The organism is Streptomyces naganishii JCM 4654 (assembly GCF_014650575.1).
Classification (GTDB): domain Bacteria; phylum Actinomycetota; class Actinomycetes; order Streptomycetales; family Streptomycetaceae; genus Streptomyces; species Streptomyces naganishii.
The window spans coordinates 1-675 of the sequence record NZ_BMVF01000068.1 but is presented as its reverse complement, the minus strand read 5'-3'; the positions used below and the strand labels follow the sequence as shown (position 1 = coordinate 675).

Sequence of the window (675 nt, the reverse complement as noted above, 5' to 3'; positions counted from 1 at the left end):
CAGGACAACCTCGTCTTCGTCGACTTCTGCGAAGCCATGGTCAAAACCACCAACCCCACCGTCCTGGCCCGCGCCGAGAAAACCCAGGCCCCCCGCGGCCACCTCCACGGCTACCGCACCATCGCCGACATCATGCGCGCCTTCAACCCCTTCGAAGGCGACATCTACAAACAGTCCCTCAAAATCTCCCGCATCACCCGCGAAATGTTCTGCCTCATGGAAGGCCGCCACGTCCACCCCTCCACCCTCTACCCCGGCGGCGTCGGCACCCAGCCCACCCCCACCCTCTTCACCGACTACCTCACCCGCCTCCTGCACGTCCTGGACTTCGTCAAACAAGCCGTCCACCTCAACGACGACGTCTTCGACTTCTTCTACCAAGCCCTGCCCGGCTACGAAGAAGTCGGCCGCCGCCGCACCCTCCTGGCCTGCTGGGGCGCCTTCCAGAACCCCGACATCTGCGACTACCGCTACGACACCATGAACACCTGGGGCCAGGCCATGCACGTCACCCCCGGCATCATCGTCGACGGCCAACTCCTCACCAACAACCTCATCGACATCAACCTCGGCCTGCGCATCCTCCTCGGCTCCTCCTACTACGACGACTGGACCACCCCCCACCCCGAAGACGGCGACGGCGGCGGGGAACTGTTCGTCACCCACGACCCCCTC

Annotated in this window: 1 pseudogene; it reads left to right on the top strand. The window is 64.7% G+C overall.

Features of this window, described 5'->3' with window-relative positions:
- A pseudogene (locus IE217_RS34380) lies at positions 1–675 on the top strand (nickel-dependent hydrogenase large subunit); the annotation flags it as partial.